Source organism: Salinicola corii (assembly GCF_008298015.1).
GTDB classification, from domain to species: Bacteria; Pseudomonadota; Gammaproteobacteria; order Pseudomonadales; family Halomonadaceae; genus Salinicola; species Salinicola corii.
Genome location: NZ_VTPX01000015.1, coordinates 1 through 25711, shown reverse-complemented (window position 1 = coordinate 25711; position 25711 = coordinate 1). Strand labels below are relative to the sequence as shown.

Annotated in this window: 24 protein-coding genes; 9 read left to right on the top strand and 15 right to left on the bottom strand. The window is 58.5% G+C overall.

Annotation, left to right across the window (positions count from 1 at the left end):
- The first annotated feature begins 150 nt into the window (after positions 1-150).
- A complete protein-coding gene (locus F0A16_RS18815; RefSeq protein ID WP_149437122.1) occupies positions 151-1260 on the top strand; it encodes a cobalamin-independent methionine synthase II family protein in 1110 nt (369 codons plus the stop codon).
- A gap of 27 nt (positions 1261-1287) precedes the next feature.
- Here the strand turns inward: F0A16_RS18815 and F0A16_RS18810 are convergent, their stop codons facing one another.
- The 5 genes from F0A16_RS18810 to glnA form a co-directional block, all read right to left on the bottom strand.
- Positions 1288-3036, bottom strand: a complete 1749-nt coding sequence (locus F0A16_RS18810) for an alpha-amylase family glycosyl hydrolase (RefSeq protein WP_149437120.1) — start codon at positions 3034-3036, stop codon at positions 1288-1290.
- 128 nt (positions 3037-3164) lie between these two features.
- Entirely contained in the window at positions 3165-4574 is a 1410-nt protein-coding gene (gene glnG, locus F0A16_RS18805) for a nitrogen regulation protein NR(I) (protein ID WP_149437118.1), read from the bottom strand.
- A 109-nt stretch (positions 4575-4683) separates the two neighbouring features.
- The gene (gene glnL / locus F0A16_RS18800) at positions 4684-5727 is read right to left on the bottom strand and encodes a nitrogen regulation protein NR(II) (protein WP_149437116.1); all 1044 of its coding nucleotides are present in this window, start codon (positions 5725-5727) and stop codon (positions 4684-4686) included.
- Between the two features lie 155 nt (positions 5728-5882).
- A complete protein-coding gene (locus F0A16_RS18795; protein WP_239023887.1) occupies positions 5883-6467 on the bottom strand; it encodes a DUF4124 domain-containing protein in 585 nt (194 codons plus the stop codon).
- Positions 6468-6627: 160 nt separating this feature from the next.
- Positions 6628-8034, bottom strand: coding sequence for a glutamate--ammonia ligase (gene glnA / locus F0A16_RS18790; protein WP_149437114.1), 1407 nt, complete (start codon positions 8032-8034; stop codon positions 6628-6630).
- Between the two features lie 424 nt (positions 8035-8458).
- Between glnA and F0A16_RS18785 the strand changes: the two genes are divergently transcribed.
- On the top strand, positions 8459-9448 hold the full coding sequence (locus tag F0A16_RS18785) for a polysaccharide deacetylase family protein (RefSeq protein ID WP_149437112.1): 990 nt from the start codon (positions 8459-8461) through the stop codon (positions 9446-9448).
- Between the two features lie 8 nt (positions 9449-9456).
- Here F0A16_RS18785 and F0A16_RS18780 read toward each other — a convergent pair whose 3' ends face one another.
- Entirely contained in the window at positions 9457-10026 is a 570-nt protein-coding gene (locus tag F0A16_RS18780; protein ID WP_149437111.1) for a nucleotidyltransferase family protein, read from the bottom strand.
- Between the two features lie 321 nt (positions 10027-10347).
- Here F0A16_RS18780 and typA point away from each other — a divergent pair, with 321 nt between their 5' ends.
- From typA to F0A16_RS18755, 5 genes are all read left to right on the top strand, one after another.
- Positions 10348-12201 carry a translational GTPase TypA gene (typA, locus tag F0A16_RS18775; RefSeq protein ID WP_149437110.1) on the top strand — a complete coding sequence of 618 codons (1854 nt, stop codon included), beginning with the start codon at positions 10348-10350 and terminating at the stop codon, positions 12199-12201.
- Positions 12202-12492: 291 nt separating this feature from the next.
- Positions 12493-13263: an ABC transporter ATP-binding protein gene (locus tag F0A16_RS18770; protein WP_149437108.1), complete on the top strand. Its 771-nt coding sequence runs from the start codon at positions 12493-12495 to the stop codon at positions 13261-13263.
- Positions 13264-13383: 120 nt separating this feature from the next.
- Positions 13384-14088, top strand: coding sequence for an ABC transporter ATP-binding protein (locus F0A16_RS18765; RefSeq protein WP_149437106.1), 705 nt, complete (start codon positions 13384-13386; stop codon positions 14086-14088).
- 80 nt (positions 14089-14168) lie between these two features.
- Positions 14169-15167, top strand: a complete 999-nt coding sequence (locus F0A16_RS18760) for a branched-chain amino acid ABC transporter permease (protein WP_149437104.1) — start codon at positions 14169-14171, stop codon at positions 15165-15167.
- Positions 15167-16480 (top strand): branched-chain amino acid ABC transporter permease, encoded by a 1314-nt coding sequence (locus tag F0A16_RS18755; RefSeq protein WP_149437102.1) that lies wholly within the window; start codon positions 15167-15169, stop codon positions 16478-16480. The genes F0A16_RS18760 and F0A16_RS18755 overlap by 1 nt, the downstream gene beginning before the upstream one ends.
- A gap of 75 nt (positions 16481-16555) precedes the next feature.
- Here the strand turns inward: F0A16_RS18755 and F0A16_RS18750 are convergent, their stop codons facing one another.
- Positions 16556-17758: an ABC transporter substrate-binding protein gene (locus F0A16_RS18750; protein ID WP_149437100.1), complete on the bottom strand. Its 1203-nt coding sequence runs from the start codon at positions 17756-17758 to the stop codon at positions 16556-16558.
- Positions 17759-18010: 252 nt separating this feature from the next.
- On the opposite strand from F0A16_RS18750, the gene F0A16_RS18745 reads away from it, so the two are divergent.
- Complete coding sequence (locus F0A16_RS18745; RefSeq protein WP_149437097.1) at positions 18011-18313, top strand: hypothetical protein; 303 nt, start codon at positions 18011-18013, stop codon at positions 18311-18313.
- 137 nt (positions 18314-18450) lie between these two features.
- Here F0A16_RS18745 and F0A16_RS18740 read toward each other — a convergent pair whose 3' ends face one another.
- On the bottom strand, positions 18451-18822 hold the full coding sequence (locus tag F0A16_RS18740; protein WP_149437095.1) for a hypothetical protein: 372 nt from the start codon (positions 18820-18822) through the stop codon (positions 18451-18453).
- 222 nt (positions 18823-19044) lie between these two features.
- Here F0A16_RS18740 and F0A16_RS18735 point away from each other — a divergent pair, with 222 nt between their 5' ends.
- On the top strand, positions 19045-19752 hold the full coding sequence (locus F0A16_RS18735) for an SIMPL domain-containing protein (RefSeq protein WP_149437093.1): 708 nt from the start codon (positions 19045-19047) through the stop codon (positions 19750-19752).
- A 106-nt stretch (positions 19753-19858) separates the two neighbouring features.
- Here F0A16_RS18735 and F0A16_RS18730 read toward each other — a convergent pair whose 3' ends face one another.
- From F0A16_RS18730 to F0A16_RS18700, 7 genes are all read right to left on the bottom strand, one after another.
- A complete protein-coding gene (locus F0A16_RS18730; RefSeq protein ID WP_149437091.1) occupies positions 19859-20278 on the bottom strand; it encodes a GNAT family N-acetyltransferase in 420 nt (139 codons plus the stop codon).
- Between the two features lie 96 nt (positions 20279-20374).
- Positions 20375-20710 (bottom strand): hypothetical protein, encoded by a 336-nt coding sequence (locus tag F0A16_RS18725; protein ID WP_223119829.1) that lies wholly within the window; start codon positions 20708-20710, stop codon positions 20375-20377.
- A 32-nt stretch (positions 20711-20742) separates the two neighbouring features.
- Positions 20743-22035, bottom strand: coding sequence for a HEPN/Toprim-associated domain-containing protein (locus F0A16_RS18720; protein ID WP_149437087.1), 1293 nt, complete (start codon positions 22033-22035; stop codon positions 20743-20745).
- A gap of 422 nt (positions 22036-22457) precedes the next feature.
- Positions 22458-22733: a TIGR03067 domain-containing protein gene (locus tag F0A16_RS22300; protein ID WP_420853086.1), complete on the bottom strand. Its 276-nt coding sequence runs from the start codon at positions 22731-22733 to the stop codon at positions 22458-22460.
- A 213-nt stretch (positions 22734-22946) separates the two neighbouring features.
- Positions 22947-23447 (bottom strand): GNAT family N-acetyltransferase, encoded by a 501-nt coding sequence (locus F0A16_RS18710; protein WP_149437085.1) that lies wholly within the window; start codon positions 23445-23447, stop codon positions 22947-22949.
- 288 nt (positions 23448-23735) lie between these two features.
- A complete protein-coding gene (locus tag F0A16_RS18705; RefSeq protein WP_149437083.1) occupies positions 23736-25187 on the bottom strand; it encodes an SNIPE associated domain-containing protein in 1452 nt (483 codons plus the stop codon).
- Between the two features lie 4 nt (positions 25188-25191).
- Positions 25192-25473, bottom strand: coding sequence for a hypothetical protein (locus F0A16_RS18700; protein WP_149437081.1), 282 nt, complete (start codon positions 25471-25473; stop codon positions 25192-25194).
- Positions 25474-25711: the final 238 nt, after the last annotated feature.

Genomic DNA, 25711 nt, shown 5'->3' with positions numbered 1-25711 from the left:
GGCCACGAATCTCACGATGAATGATGCACATGGCGACCTTGAACTGGCTTCATTGGCCGAATGGCCGCCCAGCCCGCATCATTGGCGACCTCGGTATCGACGCTCGCCGATGACACCGCATGGCGAAGTCCCAGAACAGGAGACAGATTCATGTCACAAGCGCATCCCCCATTCCGAGCCGATATTGTCGGCAGCTTTCTTCGTCCGCCGGCGTTGAAAGAGGCCCGGGCCCGGCACCAGCAGGGCGATATCGACGACGCCGCGCTCAAAATCGTCGAGGATCGAGAGATTCGCCAGGTGGTCGAGCAGCAGGAAGCCTCTGGCCTCGAGGTGGTGACCGACGGGGAATTTCGCCGCGCCTGGTGGCACTTCGATTTTCTCGAGCAGCTCGATGGCGTCACCGGCTTCACCGGCGACCAGGGCATCCAGTTCCAGGGCGTGCAGACGAGTGCAAAACAGATCCGGGTCGACGGCAAGGTCGGCTTCAACGATACCCATCCGATGCTGGATCATTTCCGCTATCTGGCCAGCGTCGCCAACGTCATGCCCAAGATGACGATCCCGAGCCCCAGCGTGCTGCACTTCCGCGGTGGCCGCAAGAAGATCGATAGCGGCGTCTATCCCAGCCTGGACGCCTTTTTCGCCGACACCGCCGACGCCTACCGCGACGCCGTTCGCGCCTTCTACGATGCCGGCTGTCGCTATCTGCAACTGGACGACACCGTGTGGGCCTATCTCTGCTCGGAAAAAGAACTGCAGGCGGCCCGAGACCGCGGTGACGACCCCGATCGACTGCAGGCGATCTACGCCGAGATGCTCAATCACGCCCTGGCCGACAAGGCGGACGATCTCTACGTCTCGCTCCACGTCTGTCGCGGCAACTTCCGTTCCACCTGGATCAGCGAAGGCGGGTACGAGCCGGTAGCCGAGACGCTGTTCGGCAGGGTCAACGTCGATGCCTGGTTCCTGGAGTACGACAGCGATCGCGCCGGCAGCTTCGACCCGCTGCGCTTCGTCCCGGAGGGCCATCAGCAGGCGGTGCTGGGGCTGATCACCACCAAGGTGGGCGAGCTCGAGGACCCGCAGGCCGTCAGAGCGCGTCTCGACGAAGCCACGCGGTTCGTCGACAGGCGTCAGCTCTGCCTGAGCCCGCAGTGCGGTTTCGCCTCCACCGAAGAGGGCAACGAACTCGCCGAACGGGCACAGTGGGACAAGGTACGCCTGGGAGTCGACCTGGCCCGCGACTACTGGGGCGGGTGAGACGCTGACGAAACCCGGCGCGCGGACTCAGCCCTGCCGCGCGCCGCCCTCTTCCTGCCCCATCAGCGACCCCAGCAGCCGACTGAGGAATCCCTTGCGCTCGGGGTCGGGCTCCTGATCGATCAACGCCCGGGGGTCGATGCTGCCCCGGTCGATATGCACGAACGCCGCCTGGAATGCCGGCAGCGTCAGCCAGCCATCACGCAGATGCGCGGTAAAGCCCGCCTGGAAGACGATGTCGCCGGCACCGGCGGGCAGGCTGGTGGATCGGGATTCGCTGGTGAGATTGAAGACCGCCAGAATCGCCTGGTCCCGCGAGACCCGCAGCCAACCCAGCAGTTCGTCGTCGAAGTCACTGAGGATCAGCGTGCCGTCGACCATCGCCGATTGCGATTTGCGCCAATGCAGAAACTCCCGCGTGACGTGCAGCGTGCTATCCGCGCTGGACAGCTGTCTTTCGACCGAGAGTTGGCGATGATGCCCATCTACTGGCAACCACGACTCCACCGAGGTGAAACCGCCGTGCTCATCACTCGTCCAGGGCATCGGTGTGCGGCAGCCATCACGCCCCTTGTACTCCGGCCATAACGCCAGACCATAAGGATCCACCAGACGCTCGTAGGGCACGTCCGCTTCCGGCAGGCCCAACTCCTCCCCCTGATAGAGACAGATGCTACCGTAAAGCGAGCAGAGCATGACCGTCGCGACCTTGGCCACCAACGGCCCATGCTGCTCCAACTGGTCATGTTGGGTCCAACGCGATACGACGCGCATGACGTCATGGTTGGAGAGCGCCCAGCACGGCCAAGCGTCACCCGCATAATACTGGAAGTGCTCGATGATATCGCGCAGCCGCTGCGCGCTGAACTCGGCATCGAACAGGTCGAAGGTGTAAGCCATGTGCAAACGATCGTTGCCGATGGTGTACTCGACCATGCGCTCCAGCGGCCGATCGTCGGAAATCTCTCCCACGGTCATGGTGCCAGGATACGCTTCCATCAACGCGCGCAGCTCGTTCAGGAACCCGAGATTTTCCGGCTGGCTGATATCGAACTGGTGGCGCTGCATCGAATAGGGGTTCGATGCCGGTACGCTGGGCGTCTTGAGCTCACCGCTGCCGAGCGCTGGGTTGTCCTGCAGCGCCAGGCTGTGGAAATAGAAATTCGAGGTATCCAGACGGAAACCGTCGACACCGAGATCGAGCCAGAAACGGGCGTTTTCGAGCTGCTCCTTGCGCACCGCCGGATTGTGAAAGTTGAGATCCGGCTGGCAGGACAGAAAGTTGTGCAGGTAGTACTGGCGGCGCCGGCTATCGAACGTCCAGGCGCTGCCGCTGAAGAAAGACAGCCAGTTGTTGGGCGGCGTGCCATCGGGCTTGGGATCGGCCCATACGTACCAGTCGGATTTCTGGTTCTCCCGCGAGCTGCGACTCTGGATGAACCAGTGGTGCTGATCCGAAGTGTGACTGAGCACCAGGTCGATGATCACTTTCAGCCCCAACCCGTGGGCCCGCTCGAGCAACATCTGGAAATCATGAAAGGAACCGAACATCGGATCGACGCCGCGATAATCGGTGACGTCGTAGCCAAAATCCTTCATCGGCGAAGGAAAGAACGGCGAAATCCAGATTGCATCGACGCCCAGTTCGGCTACGTAGTCCAGCTTCGCGGTGATGCCGGGTAGGTCGCCGACGCCATCACCACGGGCATCCATGAAACTTCTGGGGTATATCTGATAGATGACGCTGCCACGCCACCATTGGGTCGAATCGGACATGCGAGTCCCCGTGTTGGTGTCATCTATTCCACGCCGGTAACGACCAGCCCGCGACGACAACGCCCGGCCCAGCATGAGAGCCAGCGCCGGGCGTCATTATCAACCTAACGTTACTTAGGTCCCAGACGCTACTCATCCGCCAGCGCCGGCAGAAGCACTTTCACCTTGCGCGTCAGGGTATTGCGCCCCCACCCCAGCAGCTCGGCGGCCTCCCCCTTGCGCCCGCCGGTATGCTTCAAGGCCGTCTCGATCAGGATGCGTTCGAAATCGGGCACCGCCTCCTCGAGCAGATGCGTGTGTCCCGATGCCAAGGCCCGATCCGCCCACTCTCGGAACGCGTTCCGCCAGTCCCCGCTTGGCGCCTCGGTCCCCTCGAGTTCGCGTAGCTCAGGCGGCAGATCATCGACCAGCACCTCCCGGCCGGACGCCATCACGGTGAGCCACCGGCAGGTATTTTCCAACTGACGCACATTGCCGGGCCAAGGCAGACGCGTCAAATGCGTCTCGGCGTCCTTGGTCAGAACCTTGGGTTCGGCCGAGAGTTCCTTGGCGGCTTCGGCGAGAAAGTGCTGGGCCAGGCGTGGAATGTCCTCGCGGCGCTCCGACAGACGGGGCAGGTGAACACGAATCACATTGAGACGATGGAAGAGATCTTCGCGAAAGCGCCCCTCCGTCACCAGCTTCTCCAAATTCTGGTGGGTCGCGGCAATGATCCGGACATCGACCTTGACCGGCACGTGGCCGCCGACCCGGTAGAACTCGCCATCCGCCAGCACGCGCAACAGCCGTGTCTGTGTCTCGGCGGGCATATCGCCGATCTCGTCCAGAAACAGCGTGCCGCCGTCGGCCTGCTCGAAGCGCCCGCGACGCTGGGCGGCTGCGCCGGTGAAGGCCCCCTTTTCATGGCCGAACAACTCCGACTCCATCAGATCCTTGGGAATCGCCGCCATGTTGAGCGCTATGAAGGGATGACCACTGCGCGGGCTGTGCTGGTGCAGTGCCAGGGCGACACGCTCCTTGCCGGTGCCCGACTCGCCGTTGATCAGCACCGTGATGTGCGACTGCGACAGCCGGCCGATGGCACGGAACACCTCCTGCATCGCTGGCGCCTCGCCGATGATCTCGGCGGAGAGCCCTTCCGGCATCGCCGCCGGCGAGCGCCGTTCGCGGGCGTGGGCAACGCCACGACGCACCAGCGCCAGCGCATCGTCCACATCGAATGGCTTGGGCAGGTATTCGAAGGCGCCTCCCTGATAGGAGGCGACGGCGCTATCCAGATCCGAGTGTGCCGTCATCACGATCACCGGCAAATCGGGATGCATCTCGCGCACCTTGGCCATCAGGTCGAGACCGTCGAGCCCCGGCATGCGGATGTCGGTCAAAAGCACATCCGGCGGCTGCCGCTCGATCGCTTCGAGTGCCGCATCGGCACGTTCGAAGGATTGCACCTCGAGATCCGGCTGCGCCAGCGCCCTTTCCAGGACCCAGCGGATCGCGCGATCGTCATCGACGATCGCGATACGGGCGACTTCAGTCATGACAGTTCTCCAGCAGAACGGTGAATCGCGCGCTTGGCGGCATCGGTGTGGGCCTGCGCGCCCGACCCGGCAGGCGGCCACGCACTATGCCAATAGTGGGCCGACACACTCACTGTGTCGCCTCGAAGGGGATCAATAACCGGAATTCCGTGACCCCGGGGTGGGATTCGCACTCGATCAAGCCCTGGTGCTGATGCAGGATCGACTGCGCGATCGACAGGCCCAGACCGCTACCCTCGGCACGCCCGGATACCATTGGAAAAAACAGCGTCTCGCGTATGTGTTCCGGTATACCGGGGCCGTTGTCGATGATCGCGACTTCGCAAACCAGCCGGTGGCGGTCGGCGCCGAGCGTGAACTGACGGCGAACACGAGTACGCAGCAGCAGGCGAGGCTCGGGCGTACCGAACTCCTCCATCGCCTGGACGGCGTTGCGCGCGATATTGAGAACAGCCTGGATCAGCTGCGCCTCGTCGCCAACCAGATCCGGCACGCTAGGGTCGTAGTCACGCTCGAAGCTCAACTGATGGTGCTCGACCTCGAGCAGTGCCCGCACCCGCTCGAGCACCTTGTGCACGTTGAGGGGCTCGTGACGCACCAGCGTATTGGGCCCCAGCATCCGATCGACCAGATCTCGCAGACGATCCGCTTCCTCGACGATGATCCGGGTGAACTCGGTGAGCTGCGGGTCGGGAAGATCGCGTTCCAGCAGCTGCGCGGCACCACGGATTCCCCCCAGCGGATTCTTGACCTCATGGGCGAGACCGCGCATCAGCACCTTGACCGTTTCCTGGCGCGCGATCAGGGCTTCCTCCCGCGAAATGCGTAGCAATCGATCCCGCGGTTCGATCTCCAGCAGCAGTTCGCGGCTGGTGATCGGTGTCGCGGTGAAGTCCACCGTGATCACGTCGCCGGCGTTGAGCACCAGTGCCGCTTCCCGCTGCGTGTAGGGATGAAACTCCTGCATCGCCTTGAACAGAACCTGGCGAACGCTACCGTCCTCGCCATTCAAACACTCCAGCCACTGACCGACGACACGGGGCCGGCTTGCGGCGAGCAGCGCCTCGGCCGCAGGGTTGAGCCAGCGCACGTGAAGACGCTCGTCAAGTAGCAGGACGGCGGTCGTCAGGTGCTCCAGCAAACGTTGATACATGCGTCGTTCCATTGTGGTGATCCGGTATGTGCTTATACAGTGCAAAAACCGCGCCACTCCCTGATTCTGCCCACCTGCGGGGAGGTTCTGATAAGAAGCGGGACGTCATTCACCAAAATAGTGCAACCGCTAAAGGCTGTGCTTACCGATCGGGATTACTCTCTACGGTTGGAATTATTGGGATTGGCCGGCAGGTTGACGCTGGCACGCTGCACGTAGAGGGTCACCGGTGGCGTAGACAACTTCACCTGGCCTTGAGCATCAACCAGGTCAGCTTGAAGCTGATGCTCGCCTCGCGGTAATTGACTCAGTACGAAGACGCTGGTGTGCATGGGCGACTGGCTCACCTTGCCGTCTACTCTGAGCTGGACGCGATCTCCCCTCTGCAGCGCGGGCTCGATCGCCAATTTCACCTGAACGTTTCCCGCTTGCCCGGTTGGCAGCGTCTGCTGGTCCCCTGGTCTGGTGATCACGAAACGCTCGTATTCGACCGCAGCCGCCTCGGGCGCGACCGACCGATGAGGGCCCGAGCGTATCTCGCCCCCGGCGGGGTCGACCACCGTGATCGGTTTGAGATTGACGCGGTTGCCCGCTCCTGGCTCGTCGCTATAGATCACATTGCCCTGAGCGTCGACATGTCGATAGATCGGAGCAGCCATCACGGGCGAGGCGGCCCAGACCATCAGGAAACTCGATATCACCGATACCACTATCCCCGTTTGCATCAGCGCCAGCTCCATTGTCGATTCTCTTATATCGGCCGGCGGCCTTGCCCCTTCACCTGTCCGGGAGCATCCTCTTGCTCTCCCGCGTCCTGCTCTTGCGGCGGGCGTCTTCAGGAGACGACCTCACGAAAAAGCCCCACCGGAGTGGGGCTTTCTGTCAGGCGTAGGACCGGCCTTAGACGCTGTAGTAAAGGTCGAACTCGACCGGATGCGTCGACAGGCGTAGACGCTCGACGTCTTCACTCTTCAGTTCGATGTAGGCATCGAGCATCTCGTCGGTGAATACGCCACCCTCGGTCAGGAAGGCGCGATCGGCGTCCAGCGCTTCCAGTGCCTGGTCAAGGCTGGTCGCCACGGTCGGCACCTTCTTGCCCTCTTCCGGCGGCAGGTCGTACAAGTTCTTGTCCATGGCATCGCCAGGATGGATCTTGTTCTTGATACCGTCGATACCGGCCATCAGCATAGCGGCGAAAGCCAGATACGGGTTGGCGGTCGGGTCGGGGAAACGGCACTCGACGCGCTTGCCTTTCGGGCTGGCGGTATAAGGAATACGAATGGAGGCGGAGCGGTTGCGCGCGCTGTAGGCCAGCATGACCGGCGCTTCGAAACCCGGCACCAAGCGCTTGTAGGAGTTGGTCGACGCATTGGTGAAGGCGTTCAGGGCACGTGCATGCTTGATGATGCCGCCGATGTAGTACAGCGCCATTTCGGACAGGCCAGCGTACTCGTCACCCGCGAACTGGTTCGAGCCATCCTTCCAGAACGACTGGTGGACGTGCATGCCTGACCCGTTGTCGCCGACCAGCGGCTTGGGCATGAAAGTCGCCGTCTTGCCGTAGGCGTGAGCGACGTTGTGAACCACGTACTTGAGCTGCTGCACCTCGTCGGCTTTTTTCACCAACGTATTGAACTTGACGCCGATCTCGTTCTGACCGGCATTCGCCACTTCGTGATGATGCACTTCGACTTCCTGGCCAACGGCCTGCAGCGTGTTACACATGGCGCTACGGATGTCGTGGAAGCTGTCGACCGGCGGCACGGGGAAGTAACCACCCTTGACCCGCGGACGGTGCGCCAGGTTGCCACCTTCGACCTGACGGTCGGTGGACCAGGCACCCTCTTCGGAGGAGATCTTGTACATGGAGCCTTCGATATCGGACTTCCAATGCACCTCGTCGAAGATGAAGAACTCGGGCTCCGGGCCGAAGAAAGCGGTGTCGCCCAGGCCGGTGCTGGCCAGGTAGGCCTCGGCACGCTTGGCGATGGAACGCGGGTCACGCTCGTAGCCCTGCATCGTCGCCGGCTCGATGATGTCGCAGCGCAGGATCAGCGTGGAGTCTTCGGTGAACGGATCGAGGAAGGCGGTACCATCTTCCGGACGCAGAATCATGTCGGACTCGTTGATGCCCTTCCAGCCTTCGATGGAAGAGCCATCGAACATCTGACCGTCTTCGAAGAATTCCGCATCGACGGCGCTGGCAGGAATCGTGACGTGCTGCTCCTTGCCCTTGGTGTCGGTAAAGCGCAGATCCACCCACTTGACATCGTGTTCTTCGATAAGGGCGAGGGTTTTCTCAGACATGTTGTCCTCCACTGTGAGCCATGGCTCGATTCGTTGGCGAATATCCAACACCGTTTTGTGGCATGCGTGTTTTGTAGCACGAAGTCGGCACTCTTGCCCACGCGCACACCGTTTTTACATAACCATGCAGAGAATGTGCCAAAATGAGGCAAAGCACAGATGGCCGTTAATAAACAATTGATAAAAATGATGTTATCGAAAAACCAATGGACACTACTGGGCGCCATCTCGGGCATCACCATTAATGAGCCGACGCTTCAGATCACCAAAAGCACCAATTTGGCGCAAATATTTGCTTCATTGCACCAAAAAAGAAAGCGGACAAATCCTCTCCGGAACCTTTGCCGAAAATCGATAGGCAACGGATACTGTGGACAACGCCATGTTTCGATGGCGACCGACGACTCGAGTGATGGAATGACCCATGCCTAGGCTGGATCGCACACAGGATGTGGTACAACGCCTACGCGGTCACTGGCGTCTCAGCCTGAGTGAGCCGCTGTGGGGTCGAAGCGCCATTCTCGCGATGAATCGCGTACTAAACGATGAAGCCGAGGCACGTTTGCCCCATAGAGCCGACTGGTGCCTGGGGCCGGATAGCTTCCGTCAGTTATTGGAGAGTCTCAGCGAGAGTGCGCAGATCGTCAGTCTGGAGAGCGTGCTGCAGTTGCATCACGACCAGTTGCCTCGTATCGCCCTCACCTTCGACGGCGGCTGGCGCGATACGCTGAAACAGGTGTCGCCGGCCCTCGAGCGGCTGGCGTTGCCGGCCAATGTGTTCCTGCCCTGCCCGGTCACCCAGCGCGCCTGGAGCTCATGGCGCGAGGCCATCGGCGAATCCCTCTGGCGCGATGAGACGGCCAAACACGCAAAGCGACTGCTCGCCGAAGCCGGCCTGCCGGCACCGCCCGCCATCGGCACGCACCGCGACGAGCGCTACAGTCAGGCGATCAGGAACTACGTCGCCGAGCTCGGCCAGTCGCAAGACGCCACCGCATTGCATGCTGTCGCCTCGGCCCTGGATGCCGATCCGGCATTCGCCGACAAGGCCCTGGATGCCTTTAGCATTCGCCGTCTGGAGCAAGGAGGCCTGTTTCGCTTCGGCAGCCTGATACCTCCTCACGCCACGACGCAAGACGTTTCCGCACTGGTACAGCTCCGCGAAAGCCAGCACCAGTTGGCGGTCCTTTGTCGCCACCCGCTTCGCATCGCCACCAGCGCCTCGGCACAAGCGGACAAGGGATTGGCTCGACTGGCGGCCAACGCCGGCATCGAACGTGTGCTGACGCACAGGACGGGCTGGCTCGAGCCACCGGTCGACACGGTGCTGCTGCCGCGTTTCGTCATTACGCAGCCGGTCGCCAACAGTCCGGGAAGACTGTTCGACTGGCTGTTGGGCAATCTGCCCTCGTAGGAACCCGTTCAAAATCCCCGAATCTCGAGCCTTGGCCAGCGACGCTGCCACCCCTTGGCAATGACGCGGTGCCGAAACACCTCGCTATCGCCATGCCTAGGGTTGTGCGTCACCTGGCCGGATAACAAGGAGGCGGTGCCAAAAAGGGCCTTCAGGCGTATGCGATCATCGTCGCCGAGAGTTACCGCCACTGCCGTTTCACACTCGACCCAGACACTCAACGCTTCCTCTATGGAGGCGTAGGGGCGATGTCCATGGCGCCCATGCATCCGCGCCTGGTTCTTGACCGACCAGGGCAGCGGGGCAACGCGCCGGAGCTCGTCCTCGTGCGCCCGGTCGATGCACTCGCTGGCGTGAGAGGTGTCGAAATAGACGAGATCGATATCGTTCAGCGGCGTCGATGGCGAGTAGCCGTGCAGCCGGTCCCAGACCAGGTTGCGCACGAAACCGGCGGCCAGCCACCAGTCAGGGAGACGCAACGCGCGCGCCTGGCGCAGCACGTCCAGGCGCCAGGCGTCGGTCCGAATCCATTCGATGATTCGTTCCGCGCGCTCCCACTCCCCTTCCTCTGGAGACATGACCCCCTCGTCTTTCAATGGGTTGGCCCGCCGCGTTCAGAGCCCTTGACCCAAGCATGTCGCGGCGGAATCGTCGTCGAAAAAGCGCTCGAATGGCGCCGATAGACTAAAGTAGCCAGTGTCGCGCGCTTGCCTGTACAATGCGCGCCCGACCCTCCTACTCAGTGCCCAGGGGACTCGTCGATCCAGCGCTAGAGCGCGGATCATCGACTTAGGGGCTGTCGGCGTTTCATGCACGGCCGCGCCCGGCCCTTCGGTTCGCGCTGAAACGTCAACAGCCCCTAGACATGGGCGCACACATTTTACGATGGAAACCGCCCCATGAGTGACAACGCCTCTAACGCTCGTATCGAGAGCATTAGGAACATTGCCATTATCGCCCACGTCGACCATGGCAAGACGACACTGGTCGACAAGCTCCTGAGCCAATCCGGCACCCTGGACCGCAAGGCCGAAGGTCAAGAGCGGATCATGGACTCCAATGACCAGGAGAAGGAACGCGGTATCACCATCCTGGCCAAGAACACCGCGATCCGCTGGAACGACGGCAACGGCCGCGACTACCACATCAATATCGTCGACACCCCGGGACACGCCGACTTCGGTGGCGAAGTCGAACGCGTCATGTCCATGGTCGATTCGGTCCTGCTGCTGGTCGACGCTGTCGACGGCCCGATGCCGCAGACCCGCTTCGTGACCCAGAAGGCCTTCGCCCAGGGCCTCAAGCCGATCGTCGTGGTCAACAAGATCGACCGCCCCGGTGCCCGTCCGGACTGGGTCATCGACCAGATATTCGATCTGTTCGACAACCTCGGCGCCACCGACGAGCAGCTCGACTTCCCGATTATCTACTGCTCCGCGCTCAATGGCATCGCCGGCATGGAACCGGACGACATGGCCGAAGACATGACGCCGATGTTCAAGAGCATCGTCGACATCGTCGAGCCGCCCAAGGTCGAGCTCGACGGCCCGTTCCAGATGCAGATCTCGGCGCTGGACTACAACAGCTACGTCGGCGTCATCGGTCTCGGCCGCATCAAGCGCGGCAGCGTCAAGCCGAGCCAGCAGATCAGCATCATCACCAAGGAGGGCGCGACCCGTAAGGGCAAGATCGGCCAGGTCATGACCCACATGGGGCTGGAGCGGGTCCAGACCGACGAAGCCACTGCCGGCGACATCGTCTGCATCACCGGCATCGACAACCTGGCGATCTCCGACACGCTCTGCGACGTCAACAACGTCGAAGCGCTGCCGCCGCTCTCCGTCGACGAGCCGACCGTCTCGATGACTTTCCAGGTCAATGACTCCCCGTTCGCCGGCAAGGACGGCAAGTACGTCACCAGCCGCAACATCAAGGATCGTCTCGAGCAGGAGCTGATCCACAACGTTGCGCTACGCGTCGAACAAGGTGAGTCCTCCGAGAAATTCAAGGTCTCCGGGCGTGGCGAGCTGCACCTATCGGTGCTGATCGAGACCATGCGTCGCGAAGGCTTCGAGCTGGCCGTGGGCCGCCCCGAGGTCATCATCCGCGAGATCGACGGCGTCAAGCAGGAGCCGTACGAAGAAGTCATCATCGACTGCGAAGAGCAGCATCAGGGCGCGGTGATGGAAGAGCTCGGCTACCGCAAGGGCGAACTCTCCAACATGAACCCGGACGGCAAGGGCCGTGTACGCCTGGACTTCATCATCCCCGCGCGCGGCCTGATCGGCTTCCGTGGCCAGTTCCTGACCCTGACCTCCGGTACCGGCATCCTGACCAGCCGCTTCGATCACTATGGTCCGCTCAAACCGGACGCCGCGATCGAGCGTCGCAACGGCGTGCTGGTGTCGATGGTGCCGGGCAAGGCGCTGGCCTATGCGCTCTACACCCTGCAGGAGCGCGGCAAGCTGATCGTCGACCACGGTACCGAAGTCTACGAAGGCATGCTGATCGGCATCAACAACCGGGCCAACGACATGGTCGTCAACCCGACCAAGGGCAAGAAGCTCGACAACATGCGGGCTTCCGGCAATGACGAGAACATCGTGCTGACGCCGCCGATTCGCTTCACCCTGGAACAGGCCATCGAGTTCCTCGACGACGACGAGCTGGTCGAGATCACCCCCAGCTTCATCCGCCTGCGCAAGAAGCACCTGACCGAAAACGAGCGCAAGCGGGCCGGCAAGAAAGGCTGATCGCCCCGCGATCCACCGCTGCCGTCAAATCGCTGTTGCCACACCGACGACACCCGCCCTCCGGCGGGTGTCGTCGTTTGGGCTGGCGTAGCGTTGATCAAGAAAAACTACTCAAGCCAAACGACGGCTGTACAATCGGCAACATCACGGCTACAAGACACCGCCGCTCCGTCTCGCCACCTATGGCCTGATCGATCGAGACGACGTCGAAATCGCGGTAGACAGAGGCAGGCGCGCCACCCCAACGGCGCACCAGAGGACAATATCAATAAACGCTCGGGGGAAGACGCGATGACGCCGATCATCGATGTCCGCAACATTCGCAAGTCGTTCGGCGGCCTGACCGTCATCGACGACTGCTCCATTCAAGTCTCCAAAGGCTCCATCACCGGGATGATTGGCCCCAACGGCGCCGGCAAATCCACGCTGTTCAACATCATCGCCGGCAGCCTCGCGCCCGACAGCGGCGAGGTCCTGCTCAACGGCCAGGCGATCACTCAACTCTCCGCCAACCAGCGCTTCCACCGCGGGCTGCTTCGCACCTTCCAGATCGCCCACGAGTTCAGCCATCTGACCTCGCTGGAGAACCTGATGATGGTGCCGCCGCTCCAGGAGGGCGAGAACCTGTTCAGCACCTGGCTGAGGCCGGGAGAAGTGCGGCGCCAGGAGGCCGAGGTCCGCCGTCGCGCGCTGGAAGTGCTCGACTTCGTCGGCCTGTCCCATGTCCGCAACGAGTTGGCAGGCAACCTCTCCGGCGGCCAGAAGAAGCTGCTCGAGCTCGGCCGCACCATGATGACCGATGCCGAGGTGGTGCTGCTCGACGAGATCGCCGCCGGGGTCAACCGCACGTTGCTCGGCGATCTGATGGGCAATATCGAGCGGCTCAACCGTGAGCTGGGCTATACCTTCCTGGTCATCGAACACGACATGGACATGATCGGTCGCCTGTGCGATCCGGTGATCGTGCTGGCCCAGGGGCAGGTGATGATGGAAGGCTCGATCGGCGAGATCCAGAACAATCCGGAAGTGATCGAAGCCTATTTCGGTTCCGAAACCGCCTAGGGTTCCGAAACCGCCTATGGTCCGAAACCGCCCAGGGCTCCGAAACCACCCAGAGTTACAACGCCTCCGGACGTGAGACACGACGGCAACCCATCGCCAAGCAATAACAAAGAGCACTCAATGCCATTACTCGAAGCAGTTGACGTTCATGGCGGCTACGGCGGCATGAACATTCTCAACGGCGTCAACATGACGATCGAGGCCGACGAAATCGGCGTCATCGTCGGCCCCAACGGCGCCGGTAAATCGACCATGCTCAAGGCGGTCTTCGGCCTGCTGACGATCACCCAGGGCGAGATTCGGCTGCGCGGCAAGCCGATCACCAATCTTTCACCGCACAAGCTGGTGGAGATGGGCATGGGGTTCGTGCCCCAGGAGAAGAACATCTTCCCGAGCCTCTCCGTGGAGGAGAACCTGGAGATGGGCGCGTTTCTCAAACCCGCCACCGTCTCGCGGCTCAAGGCGCAGATCTACGAATTCTTCCCCCCGCTACTGGAGAAGCGCCGCCAGCCGGCCGGCGAGCTCTCCGGCGGCCAGCGCCAGATGGTGGCCATGGGGCGTGCGCTGATGAACGAACCCAGCGTGCTGCTGCTCGACGAACCCACCGCCGGACTCTCGCCACGCTACATGAACGAGATCTTCGAGCGGGTGAAGACCATCAATGCCGCCGGCGTCGGCGTGTTGATGGTCGAGCAGAACGCCAAGCAGGCACTGCGCATCGCCCACAAGGGCTTCGTGCTCGCGGCCGGCCAGAACCGATTCAGCGATACCGGCGAAGCGCTCCTCAACGACCCTCAGGTGGCCAAGAGCTTCCTCGGTGGTTGATGTCCATCGTCCCGCTGGCGAGCCCCGGCTTGCCAGCGCCCGTATTCAAACCGAGACGTTTCCGTTAAAGAGAGCTGGTCGTGAATGAGCTGATCTACTTCTTCAACTACGTGGTGGTGGCCGGCAGCGTCACCGGCTGCATCTACGCCATCGGTGCCGTCGGCGTGACGCTGATCTACAGCATCCTGCGCTTCGCCCACTTCGCCCATGCCGACATGATGACGCTCGGCACCCTCGCCGTGCTGCTGCTGACGCTGGCCTTTCCCCACGCCGGAGATCCCCTGGGGCTGCCCACCGCGATCGTCATGCTGCCGGTGGCGATGGCGTTCACCTCGCTGGTGGCCGTAGGCATCGATCGCGCCTTCTACCAGCCGCTGCGAAGCCATGGCGTCAAACCGATCGTGATGGTGATCGCCTCGCTGGGCGTCACGCTGATGCTGCAGGGTCTGATCCGGCTGTTCGCCGGCACCGGTTCGCAGAACCTCTACGTCGATGCGCGCAAGGAGATCTTTCGCATCGACGTGCCGGGCGTGACCCGGCCGATCATCCTCACCGAGCCGCAGGTCATCCTGTTCGTGATCACCATCGTCGCCGTGGTCGGGCTGCACCTGTTCCTGACCCGGGCACGGCTGGGCAAGGCGATGCGGGCGATGTCGGACAACCCCGACCTGGCGCGCGCCTCCGGCATCAATACCAGGCTGATCATCACCCTGACCTGGGTCATCGCCGGTTCGCTGGCCACCATCGCCGGCACGCTGCTGTCGCTGGATGTCGCCTTCAAGCCGGACCTCAGCTTCTTCCTGCTGCTGCCGATCTTCGCCGCCGCCATCGTCGGCGGCGTCGGCCATCCCTACGGCGCCATCGCCGGCGGCTTCCTGGTCGGCTTCGCCGAGACATTGGCGGTCTTCAACTGGTCGGTACTGCTCAGGCCGCTACGGGACAGCCTGCCGACCTGGCTGGAATTGCCCAGCAACCTGGCGCTGGTGGGTACCGAATACAAGATCGTGGTGCCCTTCTTCATTCTGGTGGCGGTGCTGATCTGGCGCCCGACCGGCATCTTCAAAGGGAAGGTGATCTGATGACTGCCCCCTCACCGCAACGTCCCGCTTCCTCCGCGACCTCCACCCGTCACGCGCTCCCCATCCGCGAGCTGGCGCTGTTCGGCGGCCTGGCCCTCGTGGTTCTCACCGTCTTCGCGACCATGGGCCCGGCCTACTCCACCCGCATGCTGGTGGAGGCCTCCTGCTACGCGATCCTGGCTCTCGGCCTGACCATCCAGTGGGGCTACGCCGGCCAGTTCAACGCCGGCATCATGGGCTTCGTCGCGCTGGGCGGTTTCTCGGCGACCTTCTTCAGCATCCCGGTCAACCATGCGTTCTGGGCCAGCGACCTTCCCGGCCGGCTGGGCTGGGTGCTGCTGGCGATGGTCGTGGTCACGGCGATCGTGTTCGGCATCAGCCGGCTCGACCGCATCGGCGTGCCCAAGCTGCTGCGCACGATCCTCGCCATCGTCGCCGGTCTGGTCGGCTACCTGGTCGTGATCAGCTGGTTGCGCAGCGTCACCGGCGATATCGAGTCCCAGGTGGAGTTCATCGGCGGGCTGGGGCTACCGGTGTGGCTGGGCTGGATCGTGGGCGGCGCCCTGGCCGGCGGTGTCGGCTATTTCATCGGCCATATCTGCCTCGGCCTGCGCAGCGACTATCTGGTCATCGCCACGCTGGGGATCGCCGAGATCATCAAGGCGTTCCTCAAGAATTCGGACTGGCTCACCCGCGGCACCGCGACCATCTCGCCCCTGCCCTGGCCGGTACCGGACCCCGGCGAGGTCGGATTCCTGACCGCCCGTGCACTCTACCTGTCGGTGACCGTGGTCATGATCGCGGTGATCTTCTTCCTGCTCCACCGCGCCTATCACGCCCCCTGGGGCCGCATGATCCGTGCCATCCGCGACAACGAGGTTTCCGCCGCGGCCATGGGCAAATCGATCAATCGCCGCCGTCAGGAGATCTTCGTCTTCGGCTGTATCCTGATGGGGATCGGTGGCGCGGTGCTCACCAGCTTCAACGGGTTGTTCGATCCGCAGGGCTACCTGCCGCTCAACCACACCTTCCTGGTGCTGGTGATGGTGATCCTCGGCGGCCCGGGCAACAACCTGGGCACGCTGTTCGGCGCGGTGCTGGTCTACGTGATCTGGATCATGTCGGGGCCGATGGCGCTGGCCGTGATGCACGCCATCGTCGCACTGGGCTCGCACTGGTTCGACTGGCAACCGGGGAATCTCGACAGCCGCGCCCTACAGGCGAGAGTGTTCGTGATCGGGCTGCTGATCCTGCTGGTGCTGCGCTTCGCCCCGCGCGGGCTGATCCCGGAGAAGGTGGCGCACCACAATTGAGCGATTCTACGAAACCTGAAACGCAAAACCCCGAGCCTGAGCTCGGGGTTTTGCGTTTTGGAACGCCGGCGAAGGTTATTCGTCGATCGCCCCCTTGGTGACAAATTTGCCATCCTCAACCGCCATTTCGACCACGATACCCGGCACGTCGCCGTTGTCGTCGAACTCCGCGCTGCCGGAGGCGCCTTCGTAGTTGATCTCCTTGCCTTCACCGATCAGCTTCTTGGCCTTTTCCCACTCTCCCGGCAGGATCGTCTCGCCCGGCGCCGTGGCGACGTCGCGCAACGCCTTGGACAAGCCCTCGCGATCCGCGCTGCCGTTCTTTTCGATGGCGAGCGCCAGCAGGAACGCAGCATCGTAGGACTGCGCCGCGAACACCGCACTGGGATCGATATCGGCTTTCTCGGCCAGATCATTGAAGATGTCCGAGCCCGGCACGTCCGGCGAACCCGGACGCGTCGCGATCATGCCCTCGAGCACGTCGGCGCCCACGGCGTCGACCAGCGCGTTTCCGACCATGCCATCGCCGCCGGCATACTGGGTGAAGGCGCCGCTCTCGTAGGCCTGGCGCAGGATCGTCTGACCGGACGTATCGGCGTAGGCCAGTACCACCAGCGTCTGCGAACCGCCGGAGGAGAGCTTGCCGATCTCCGACCGGTAGTCCGCCCGGTTGTCCTCATGGGCCAGGTTGGCGGAGATCGAACCGCCTTCCGCCTCGAACGTCTTGGTGAACGCGTCGTCGAGGCCCTGGCCATAGTCGTTGTTGACGTAGGTCACGGCGACATCCTCGATCCCCTTGGAGAGCAGCAGCTTGGCCAGCTGCTCACCCTGGAAGGCGTCGGAAGGCACGGTACGGAAGACCAGATCGTCGTCGTCGAGATCCGTCACCGCCGGTGCCGTGGAAGCCGGCGATACCATCACCACACCGCCGGGAATCGCGGCGTTGTTGGCCGCGGCGATGGTGGCGCCGGTACACAGCGCCCCGACGATCGCGGTCACCTGCTCGCTGTTGACCAGCCGGTCGGCGGCGTTGGAAGCGGCCGAGGCATCCGAACAGGTGGTATCACCCGAGGGCATGACCATCTTTTCACCATCCAGCAGGCCGCCCTGATCGTTGATCTCCTGCACCGCGAGTTTGGCGCCATCGAAGATCGGCGGCGTCAGACTTTCGATACCGCCGGTGAATCCCCCCAGAAATCCCACTTTGACATCCGCCTGCGCAACACCGGCGCATGCCGTGGTTGCCGCAATGGCGAGTGCAAGTACTGTCTTTTTCATCGCTGTTGTCGCTCTTTGTTGGATTGCGAAAGACCACATTCACTCTGCTGGCAAGCCGCCCAAAAGACAAGCGTCCGTAACCGTTCGTGTCTTCACCTTTCGGCGTGCCCGATCGACACGATCACAGCGCGGCCGCGATCTCGTCGAACACGAGGGAAACCCGCCATGCCGGCGGCAAATCAACCGATTAGAGGCGACGTCGATTAGGGACTACGCTGAAACCGCGACAACGCTAACGGCAAGGAGAACGCCATGCACAAGCATATCGAGTGGGATGCGCCGGGCGGCGCCAGTGTCGACGCCCACTACGCCAAGGACGAACAGCATCGTGTCACCCCGCAACCGGGGATGATGCTGACCGCCCGCTACCACGGCGCCACGGTGCGCGTTCAAGTCGAGGCCTACAAGGATGGTGTCAGCATCGGCAAGGTCGCGGCACTGATCGGTGACGACGGGGAGCGCCACAACAGCCATGGAGATCTCGCCAAGGGCGACATGGTGCGCCTGCCCGACGACAAGCGCGCTTTCCAGACGCCCGAGGACGACGAGGACTGAACATAAAAAGCCCCGGTCCTGGGGGTGGACCGGGGAAGTTGGAGGTACTGGAAGGTCGCGGAACCCGAAGCAGTGCCTACCGTTTCAGTACGCCCGTCAGCACGGGCGCAACGCAGGGATATCGTCTGTAGTTCGTCTCAATCGAGGCTGGCGAAGGTCATTTCCACGTTGCCACGATCGGTATTGCCGCCATTAACGTTCTGCAGCGCCCGGGCAGCGGCATCGCTCTGGCCTTGGCCGACCAGTTCGTTATTGCCGCCAGTGATATCGGTTGCCCGCTGCGTGATCGCCGCGACATAAGCCAGGGAGTGATCGGCTGCGGTGCTATGACCGCCGCTGACGGTATTGATGCGATAGTCGGATGGCAGCAACTGATACTCGGAAGTTGCCTGGGTATTCAGCGCTTCGTGCTGTTGGGCGAATGCCCGCTCTTCCATGACGCTGTTGGCCTGAGCGGCGGCAGGAAGTGCAACGGCAAGTGCGATAGCGGCGAGAATGCGAGTTTTCATGGTGAACCTCCAATCATCTTCGTTTGAGTGGCCAGCCCCTTGGCCTGACCGATGAAGTGATTATGGAGATCACCTTGTTAGCTTGCTAATCAGTTGGCACAAAACTGAATATCACCAGGATTAATGGATCGGATGCCGGACAGCAGCAAGCCATCTCGTGCCCGCAATAACCGGCTACGATGGAAGAGTCGTTCGACGTATATCGAAACCGGAGAAAACGAGATGCTACAGCTGCGAAGCGCGATGGTTCTGGGAGGGCTGCTGGCAATCGGCATGATCTGGGGTGGCAGCTACATCGAGGATGCCGCCGAAACCTGGCGTGACGCCGGTCGCAGCGTCACGGTCAAGGGCCTTTCGGAGCGCGAAGTGCCGGCGGACATGGCCCTTTGGCCGCTGCACTACACCGTCACCGCCAACGAACTGGAAACGCTGCAACGCGAGCTGACCACCCAGGAAACCCGCATTCGCGAATTTCTCACGCAGCGAGGCTTCGAGACTGACAACATCACCATGACCTCGCCCCAGGTGACCGACCGATTCGCCAATCTCTACGGTGCCGACCGACCCGACGAGCGTTACCAGGCCGAAGCCACGGTGCTGCTGCGCACGCCGGCAGTGGACAGCGTCAAGAAAGCGATGCCCCAGACCGGAGAACTGGTCCGCGCCGGCGTCGTGCTGTCACCCAACTACGACTACCGCACCGAATTCCTGTTCACCGGCCTCAATGACATCAAGCCGGAGATGGTCGCCGAAGCCACCAAGGATGCCCGCGGCGTCGCCCAGCAATTTGCCAGGGTCTCAGGCAGTCGCGTCGGCGAGATCCGCAGCGCCAACCAAGGCTACTTCTCGATCGAGGATGTCGACAGCTACACCCCCGATATCAAGCGGGTACGGGTGGTGACGACGATTGATTACGCACTTGAGGAGTGAGATCAGTTCTAGCGTCCGCTTTCGGCCAAAAGCGGACATTTAGCCAAAGCAGGTATAGCGGATGAGTTAAGCCGAGCCGCGAAGCGGCGTCGGCTTGAATGAATTGTTAGAGCGCACCGAGACTGCCAATGTGCTTCTCCAACATTTCGCTCGATTCTTTGGCTCTCAGGTAGCCAATACTAAGATACCAATCAACAAGTTGATCGGTATCTGGCTCTTGGTTTAGTGCATATGGCTTTATCTGCACCAATCTGCAACCGAGCTGAAGTGCGTGCTTCTCTCCGTACTCAATCAGGGATTTCCCGATGCCTTGCCTCCGAAATTGAGGAAGCACGTATACTTCATATATGAACCCAAGATTTTTCTCTTTCCAATCTTCGTAAGATAGAAGCCCCGCCTCTTGTCCATTGACTAGCGCCGCGAACTCACATGACCTTCTGGCATGACCTCTTAAAGCACGCTCGCGAAGAGTTTCGTCATGAAGATCTTCCGGGGCGTTGATTGCTGAGATAACCAACATGCTCATGTCGTGCGATCTAATGCCAAGCTTTGGGGCAGCTGAAGCGCTGCGTAAGCCATCCCAGCCGCGATAGCGGTGACAACAGCACCTTATTAGAAAACTTTACCACGTTACATCTACTACGATTTTTCCATTCGCATCACGCTGTTCAACTGATTGGGTGCGATTGAAGCCTTTAATTGAAGTGTGATCCGCATGAACTACAGAACCTACTTTATTCCCGCTTAAATCCAAAACTGCATATGTCCAGATATCGGTCTCAGCCATAGTACCTTTTGAACGATGGCTTTCTTGCTTTAAGGTTTCGCCTGGATTCAACTTAACTCTATCTTTCAACGCTCGATCTCCATTGGTTATATAACGCCGCGCTCTGCGGCAAATTTGAAGCGCAGCGTAAAATTTGTCCGACAGCAGCGCCTTGTTAAGCAAGGTGCTCAAGTTTTCCAAAATGTAAAACGTGAAGAAGCTCCTCAAATAATCGGAGTCACCAATCCAGCTTCCTGGATTAGCGTATCTATTAGTTTCAATAGCTTAGACACGTTATAATTACCATCAAGCAAGTGGTTATCGGGCTGCTCGTAAAAATTCTTTGAATAGGATTCTTTGTGATCTAAAATACCATGCCATGCATCGATATCTTTTTTGAAATTACTCCATGTGACCTGTGCTGGAGGGTATTGATCTAGGTGAAGATCAAGATAACACTCAATCGCAGCAGCTCTACCATTTATATCAGAGGTACTAACTCCTTCAGGTCCGAGAGTTACAAACTCCCTAAATTCATCAAGATCAGGTAGTAGCATTGCCCTCATGTTGGTAGGGGAATTCAAATTTTCAAATTTGCGCAAAGCATCAACGCCCTCTGCATCGTTATCGAAAACAAATAAGACCTGATTTAAGACCTCGATTCGTAACAGCCCCTCTGCAAACTTTACTAGATTGCCCGTTCCCCAGTAAGGATGTCGTTCATCGACATCCACAAAATTGAAAAAATCAGCCACATCCGGACGTAAGATCTGTAGAGCTCGCTGAATAATGCGTGTATCTGATGTACCCTCGGTTGCTATCAGAACCTTTTGCTTTTGGAGTGCTCCAGCCCGAAACGCCTCTCGTTGAACCCATCCAGCATGAACAATAGGACCAAATTCCCAATTAACCTCAACATCAGAATTTTCTGCATTTTGCGCAAAAACCTGAAGCATAGATTCAGCACTAAGAATACAAACTCTTGAAGACAGATAACTGGCCTCAGACCAATACAGATCTGAGCCACCAGGCCAAGGAACTCGATCAAACAATTCGACATCAGTTGCGAGACGACCTTGAGAAATAGTGTCTCGATCTTGTGTGTCATATTCTATATAGTCGTTTTTTAACTCAGACAGCGGATAGCGACATGCCAAGTGGCAAAACTCTTCAAACGTCAGATATTCCTTTTTTGATTCATCTATATCAATATCGTTTGAGATCTCTTCCGCTTCTGCTATCAACGAATTGTATTCAGCACGTGCCGCGTCAAGTGTATAGCCGAGTATGTTTAGTCTTGGTATAACGCGATATAGAGCCCTAGCAAAAGCCTCCCCCGCCTTTTCTACCTCATGTTTTAACTCAGGATTTTCTTCATAATATTTGTAGTCTATTGACTCAGACTTTCGGCGTATTAAGTCACCATCTTGAAAAAGAAACCCATAATCTATGCCCATGTGATTTTTGGAATACGACAGAGAAACGTTCCCTGCATACAGCTCTATCGATGTTCCCATTTAAATCACCTTCTTATTGCTAGCTTAATTATTCGCACTCGTGCTGCCTAACAGGTATTAGATAGCGCGATCGTTTGCTGATTTGAGCGCGCCTGCGCGTTCAATAATGTTATCTAGCACACTATCCGCATCCCAATCTATTGAAATTGCTCGACATTAACTATAGTTCGGCAACATAGCGCCGATAACCGTACCTGCTATATAACACCCCCGAACGTGCTTTCGCACCGTACTCAGCCCGTCCGCTTTGGGTCGTCAGTTGCCTCCTCCATCAGAGTAGCCTTAAGATCAGAATTCGGCCAAGAGCGGCCATTGAAATTTTTCTGATATTTAACGCCTAAGCTCAGCCGCCGACTACTGCGTAGCGGTTGGATGGTCGACTGGAGCGTCTTGTTAGGCATTGATATGGCGTGAGTTGCACCTCAATTGTTAATTCGCCCATGCCGTCTGAATGAACGCATTGTGAGGCCCGGTACTGTCTTGAACTCGGTGGGCCATGGCTGCCCCTCATCAGCAGCTATAAACCTGAAACGGTCGTCATCAATGTTATAGATAGCCGGTAGGCGTTTCCCTGCGTCGGGCCCCATGGAATCGATCCATGTGATACGTTTCGGATGTTTCGAAGGATCGATCTCGAAGCTCCCTTCAATAAGGACCGTTCCATCGCGCGTACGAACAGTGAACAGCGTCGTAGACAAGTAGCAGAGCGCCCCAGGAACCGTATGTTCATCAGGAGGACACAACGCCGTCCGCTTCCAAGGAGATTTGTTGCCAAACGCCTTGAAGCTTTTCAAGCTCGTCTGCAATCAGCTGTTCTCGTCGATTCATTCCAAGTGCCATCACATTTCCTTGAGCCTTGAGCGATCAAAGCCTAACGCCGCATTCATCGGCTAGTCCGGTGCAATGCTTTATTATATTTTGCGTTCAAGTATTACACTATTTTGAGAGCCTGCGGTTCTCTTGGTAGGATCATGAAAAGTGTCCATTATTTTAAACCCAGCCTTTCGCATCATTCCCGCTGAAGCTAGATTGTCTTCGTGTCTTTCAATTAAAACAGCACTAGCTTTTCTACTTTTAGCCACTGCCAAACACTCATTTAGCAATTTTGTTGCAACACCTTTGCCTGAGCATAATGAAGAAACAACAACATCTCCTATAAATTGTATGTTTTCCAAAGAGCAATACTTCTCAAGGTAACTTGGGCTAAATATGCCGTCAATGAGAACAGCAAAACCTATAATTTTTGAATCATGTGTTGCTATGAGGGCTTGCGCATTTCCACTACATACAAGATAAAATTCCTGACTTACACCTTCTTTAGTTAAGTGGTTCCATTCATTGGGGCCATATTTCCAGAGAAGCTTCTTTAATTCATCTACTTCTTCGAATTTCGCCTTTCGATATTCAATCAACGACTAATACTCCACAAAAATATAACAGGTATTAGACAGCGCGCTCGTTTATTGACTTGAACGAGCGCGCGCGTTCAAGAATGTTATGCCGCTTGCATGCAGACCCCTAAAGCACCGAAATATAGAAAGTCACATATAGCTCGGCTACATAACAGCGATCATAGTGCATGCTGCATACCCCTTAATGAGCGTGCTTGCTGCCTTTGTCGCCATGGCGGCTTTGGGTCGCTAGCAGTCATCTTGGCCACCCTATCGACACTGCAGTCAAACGCAGATTCCATCGTCGTATTAGGCAACCGTCCTTTCACGTAAACGATTCGTTTCAAAAAACTCCTCCGCAACAATCGTAGTCTTGAAATCGGCCTCCTCACCACCAATTTCCTCAACAGCATCTCGAATCCTATTAAGCTCGACACGGAAAAATTCCTTGCGAAGATTGACAGCATTTACACGATGATTCCTAAACTTCCTATGGAGTGAGGTTTCCATTGCAGGCGCATCATCGGAAAAGATAATAGCATGCACATCAAAAGAAAATGGAACACTAGCATCACCTAGCTCTTTTACTCTATCCATCGGGTCTAGGCGTCGTGTCATGCCAATTTTGTACACATGCTCACCAAAAGATCCGACATTACTTATAACATATACATGACCTCGACGGGTTTGCTCAGCCAAGCTCTTAACGCGATTTTCCTTGGCCTCAGCTTCGGCAAGGCGTTGTTCAAGTTCTGCAACTCTGGCCTCGACAAGAGCGCGCTCTTCGACAGTGCTCTGACCTAGTTCCTTGCGAGCTTTTTCCAAGATGTCACGGTAAAGTTTCTCTTCTTTCTCTGCTGCATCCAAGGCATTACGATATTCTTTTTCTGCACGGGCCTCTTCGCGCATCTGCTCTCTAATTAGCTTTTGCTCTTCCTGCTCGTCTTTCTTCTTGAGGGTGTATTGATATTGAATGCCACACTCTTCGTATTTCAAGGCGACGTAATCAATGCTGATGCCACATCGTAGGGAGGCCACTAATTTTTCCAGATCATTGGCAAGCTTTTCAATTCGACCCAAGGTGCGATCAAAATTGGCGGGGCTGACTTTTCCTATAAGCATATCGCATTCAATATTGAAGGCTCGGAGAATCAGCTTCATTTGACCGTCGATGATCTTTTTATCGACACGGCCATCTCCGGTGAGATTGACTTCACCTTCTTGAGCAAAGGCGCTACTTTCTTTGATCATGGACTTCTGTTTATCCCGAAGAATCTTGATCTCGGCTGAGAAACGCTCTCCCGTTTCATAGAGATATTCTGGCACTTCAAAGTGCCCGTATTCTACGAAAGTATCCAGGCGGCTGTAGAGATCTATCTTTGACATGATTTCGTGGATAGCAGTCTCTTTTTCCTCGACAGATTTCTGGTGCTGGGCGATCAAAGCCTCAACTTCATCTAAAGCAGCTCTATCTTTGGCCAGCTGGTCTGCAATGCTACCAGCATTATTTCGGAGCACCTGAAGATCTTTAGTTTCGGCATCAAGCCGAGTGAAGGCCTCTTCAGCCTGCTTAATCTTCTCAAGCTCTCCTGTAAGAGCATTTTCTGCTCGCTGTTTCTCGGTTACAGCTGTACTGATGGCTTCAGTAAGTGTCCTGTATTGCTGGATTTTTTTATCTGATCTCTTAGTAGTTAGTACGTACACCACACCCAGTGAGGCCAGATAGACAATGATCGCCAGGCCAATGATTCGCACGTCCATGTTTTCACCTCATGTATGCACTGATGATGTCTTCTTTGACGAGACGGCGCTCCTCGGCCCGGTCTTCGAAGCACGCTTTTGCGGTCTGGAATTCGTCTTTAATCGCCTGGGTTTTTGCCCTCATCCGAGCACGCTCAGACTGTTCAGCACGGCGCTGTCGAGCCTTTGCTTCTCGCTCGATTTCCCTATAACGACGCTGCCTATCCCGCTCCGCTTGTTTTGCCGCTCGATCAATGGCTTTTGCTACTTTTATTACAGTTCTTAATCCGCTTGCTCGCCTAGCCATTGTTATCCTTAAACTTTATTGATTATGCGCTCTCAACCAACCCTGCGCTGAAAGCTTTTGAATGATCACTATTGGCATGTATCCGCTAATAAAATAAAGCCACCACCACTGGTGAACTGCACCCCGAAAGTTGGACACCCATCCAATCTTCGGGGTGTTTTTGATGGCGAGATACGATGAGAGCTTCAAACTGCGGGTTGTTCAGCAGTGTTTGCGTGAGGATGTCAGTCAGAGGGAG